This window comes from Bacillus cereus group sp. BfR-BA-01331, from assembly GCF_022663915.1.
Lineage (GTDB): Bacteria > Bacillota > Bacilli > Bacillales > Bacillaceae_G > Bacillus_A > Bacillus_A mycoides.
On sequence record NZ_JAKUGJ010000197.1, the window covers coordinates 1 to 296 of the forward strand.

The window sequence follows — 296 nt, forward strand, 5'->3', positions numbered from 1 at the left end:
CTACCGTACGATCCTCTGCAGTTGGAAATTCAAAACAAATACTAAGGTCTGGCTTTAATCGAATGGCAGCTGTGAATTCTCCTTTTTCCCCATTAAAACCATTAATGAAGTCTGTTACATTACTATTTAATAGCTTCTTAATCTGACTATCCGATAATTTCTTACCTTTAATTTTAGCTGGCAACATAAAATTACATACGTTTTGATGGTCTGAGCACCCGAAAAATGTTTTACGGTTTAGAATTTGTCCCTTTTGGCACTTTGGGCACTGACCTAGTGATAATTCTTCAACTGTA

General features: G+C 35.8%; 1 protein-coding gene. It reads right to left on the reverse strand.

Features of this window, described 5'->3' with window-relative positions; genetic code table 11:
- A partial coding sequence (locus MR155_RS31685; protein ID WP_242312144.1) for a topoisomerase C-terminal repeat-containing protein occupies positions 1 to 296 on the reverse strand: 296 nt, incomplete at both ends.